Origin of the sequence: Vibrio genomosp. F10 str. 9ZD137 (assembly GCF_049974785.1) — a bacterium.
GTDB lineage: Bacteria > Pseudomonadota > Gammaproteobacteria > Enterobacterales > Vibrionaceae > Vibrio.
This window is the reverse complement of the sequence record NZ_JBNGCJ010000069.1, coordinates 1-3,538: the sequence shown is the minus strand read 5'-3', so window position 1 is coordinate 3,538 and position 3,538 is coordinate 1. Positions and strand designations below refer to the sequence as shown.

Annotated in this window: 3 protein-coding genes and 1 pseudogene; 2 read left to right on the top strand and 2 right to left on the bottom strand. The window is 41.7% G+C overall.

Features of this window, described 5'->3' with window-relative positions; translation table 11 throughout:
- Window positions 1–297 (top strand): annotated as a pseudogene (locus ACP45E_RS00925) (amino acid ABC transporter substrate-binding protein); the annotation flags it as partial.
- Window positions 298–324: 27 nt separating this feature from the next.
- On the opposite strand, the gene ACP45E_RS00920 reads toward ACP45E_RS00925, so the two are convergent.
- Both ACP45E_RS00920 and norR read right to left on the bottom strand, forming a co-directional pair.
- Complete coding sequence (locus ACP45E_RS00920) at window positions 325–882, bottom strand: hypothetical protein (protein ID WP_017034744.1); 558 nt, start codon at window positions 880–882, stop codon at window positions 325–327.
- Window positions 883–1,178: 296 nt separating this feature from the next.
- Complete coding sequence (gene norR, locus ACP45E_RS00915; protein ID WP_069584593.1) at window positions 1,179–2,834, bottom strand: nitric oxide reductase transcriptional regulator NorR; 1,656 nt, start codon at window positions 2,832–2,834, stop codon at window positions 1,179–1,181.
- Window positions 2,835–3,077: 243 nt separating this feature from the next.
- Between norR and ACP45E_RS00910 the strand changes: the two genes are divergently transcribed.
- Window positions 3,078–3,538: globin domain-containing protein (locus ACP45E_RS00910; RefSeq protein WP_241824232.1), on the top strand; the 461-nt coding region annotated here is incomplete at its 3' end.

The following is a 3,538-nucleotide window of genomic DNA, read 5'->3' as shown; positions in this document are numbered from 1 at the left end:
GCTATGATCGAAGTTAAAGACGTGGGTATTCTGGCTGAGCTGTTAACAAAAAATCGGGTTGATCTTATCGCGTATTCAGAGAAAACAGCCTTATGGATGGCTTCTCAGTCAGGGATCAAAAGCAGCACCTTTCAAAGTGTTTACACACTCCAGGAAGGTTATACCTATTACGCATTTAATAAAGACAGCGATCCGGCCTTAATAGAAAAACTGCAGCAGGGGATCGATATCATCAAAGCAAATACCGATGAAAATGGCGTTAATCAGTATCAAGAGATCCTGAAAAAGTATCAATAGATAATCAGGTGGTCTAGCGCCTTGATATCACGGTTGAATGGTTAGGTTTTTTTTCACATAAAATGGGTTGTTGTATTTATTTTCCTTCCCAAATTCTGAGTTAACCAGTCTATTCCACAACGCTTTATCAAACATACCTTTAGGCAAAGAGGGGTAGAGCGTATCCGCTTCTTCGAAAGCAAAATTCATGAACTCTTTTAGCTTAATTTGATTGTATTTTTTCGCGATACGATTATGGTTTCTAATCCATTCTTTCTTGAAATCTACCAATGCGGGCTCTGCTTGCTCCAGAGGCATGCTCGATAGAAAAATACGCTGATAGGCGACTTTTCTATCTATCATCGAACGCATGGCTGTTTGAATGTATTTGTTGTGATGAGTAATCGAAATATCATCAACGTTGAACAGGTTTACGTGCCAGCCTTTTGGAGACATCTTATGAGTACGGAATTGCGCATTTCGAATCTGAAGTGCCTCATGCAAAACTAAATCTGATGTTCCTCTTAACGTTCTTTGCCATTTCCCAATTCTGATTTGAATTGAATGTGGTAGGCGGTAGATATTCGTGAATTTATCTTCAATCATTATAAGTCATACTCGAAGTGGTTTCGGTGTTTGATCCTTTAATTGCTGGATCATAGTTGGTTGAAGTCATGTCTAGAGCCGCGCTATTGTCTGCTGCTTCTTGGTACTCTACATTGATTTAAGTCGTTATTAGTAATTTTAACAATATAAATTAGCTATTTGAATAGAGTAATCTGAATTGAGCGACGTCAAAGTCGTGATTTAGATGTAAACGGAAGAACTGAAAACAGTCACTTGTTCAAATTGTGTATTAAATGACTGTATATCAGTTAATTGAGTAGCAGAATAGCACCGAGCTAGAAATGTATTTTATGCGCTTTGGAAACCGTGATGCCTAGACGTTTGGCCAATCGAGTTAAATTGGCTCGGTCTGTTTTGAGCAAACGACTTGCTTTGGCCCAATTGAAGTCCGAGGTTTCCAACGCAGAAGTGATGAGTTTACGCTGATACTCATCAGTGGCATCGCGCAGGCTCATTGTTTTATTTCCTGAGGTACTTGGCGCCTGTGATTGTCGTCTTTGTTGCTCGTGATTAAGTGCGCTGTCTAATTCAAGAGGGCTGTTTAACTCAAGAGATCGATTGATATCAAGAGAGTTCTCGATATTAATAGAGCGATCCAGTTCTCCAATATCCTCATGGGTAACGGAAATTACTTTGCGGTGTTGATTTCTTGCTCTGGCTTTCAGTGCGGCGCGGTTAATCACATGTTCTAGTTCTCGTACATTCCCGGGCCAATCATAAAGCGAGATATAGTGAAGCGCTTCTTGCCCCATTTTTAGTTGAACTATCCCCAGTTTTCTTCGCGCCTGTTCTAGAAAGAAACCGGAAAGTAATGCGATATCACCTTCGCGCTTCCTAAGCGGGGGAACCTCGATTGGGTAGACAGTGAGTCGGTGGTATAGATCGGCCCGGAATCGTCCTTGGGCCACTTCTTCCTTTAGATCTCGGTTTGTCGCTGCCAATACTCTAACATTGATATTGTGAACCCTATCTTGGCCGACAGGCTGAATCTCATTGTTTTGTAAAGCGCGTAAGATCTTACTTTGAGCAGCTAAAGGCAGTTCACCAATTTCATCCAAAAATAGAGTGCCCCCATCAGCCAGAGCAAATTTACCTAATCGAGTTTTATCTGCCCCCGTAAATGCGCCTTTTACATGACCAAACAGTTCACTTTCAACTAAACTTTCGGGTATCGCTGCGCAGTTTACATAGATTAACGGTTGAAGTTTCCTTGAAGATTGGTGGTGAAGAGTTCGTGCTACTAGCTCTTTACCAACGCCCGTTTCACCATGAATCAGAATGTTAAAATCAGACGGAGCGACAATATCGATGTCGTTTTTTAGGTTGAGCATGGCTTGGCTTGAACCAATGATTTCGCCACCTTCTCGTTTCCATGCTTCATCGTTCAACTCTTGTAAACGTCGTTGGCTTTGTTTTGCTTGTTGCTCCAGCTGAGAGAAGGTCATCGCCATTTTTAAGGTAGAAGCAGCTATCGCTGAAAGGACCTCTAAACTTCGATCTGGGATTGTTTCGAACAAGTTTGGGGTTAAGCTATCTAAGGCCAGTATACCGAGTAACTTGTCACCAAAGAGCAAAGGAAGTCCCATACAGGAGTGCATGGGCAGATCACCATCGTGATCCAGTAACAAGCCATCAAATGGGTCAGGGAGCGGGCATGTGGTGTCGAACCTAATGGGTGTTTTAGATCGACATATTTCACCAAACCGTGGGTGTTCATTAATATCAAAACGACGGCCTAGTGTATCACGCGTCAGGCCTTGCATAGCAAGTGGGGTTAATGTGTCCGCATGAATTGAAAGCAGTACGACACTGTCACATTGAATGGTTTTGCGAATCGCATCCAATAACTTGTTAAAACGGTCTTCATTATTCAGGCCACTGGCAAGACCAATGGTCATTTCAACTAGGGTGGAAACAGAGATGTCTTGCATACAATACATTTTAAGTGAGACTTTTAGTTAGTATAGTGTCAAATGGACTCGGTGTATACCATGTCAATTTGACATATATTTGAGGTGGTTTTTTAATAAACCCAAGTAAATAAAGCGTTTAATCTGTTGGCATATTCTGTGCTTTAGTGAGTGTAGAAGAGTGAGTTTATGAGAGTAAGTTTTAGCTTACCGGGACAGAGACTCAGTCAATACCGATTAACCCAGATGGGAAGAAGATATAATATGCTCAACGAAAAACACATTGCGACAATAAAAAGTACGATTCCATTACTCGAGAATGCAGGGCCGGTACTTACTCAGCATTTTTATCAAAGAATGTTCACTCATCACCCTGAGCTAAAAGACATTTTTAATATGACGCACCAGAAAACAGGACGTCAGAGTGTGGCTTTGTTTGAAGCGATAGCGGCTTATGCGAAAAATATTGAAAATCTCGCAGCGCTAACGTCAGCTGTTGAGAGAATCGCTCAAAAACACACGAGCTTTAACATTCAGGCAGAGCATTACCAAATCGTCGGTCACCATTTGATTGAAACGTTACGAGAGCTTGCTGGAGAGGCATTTAGCCCTGATGTTGAAGAAGCTTGGACCGCTGCTTACTTATTTTTGGCGCAAGTCTTTATTGATAGAGAAGGTGAGCTGTATCTACAAAGAAAACAAGCGGTTGGCGGTTGGGAGAACAG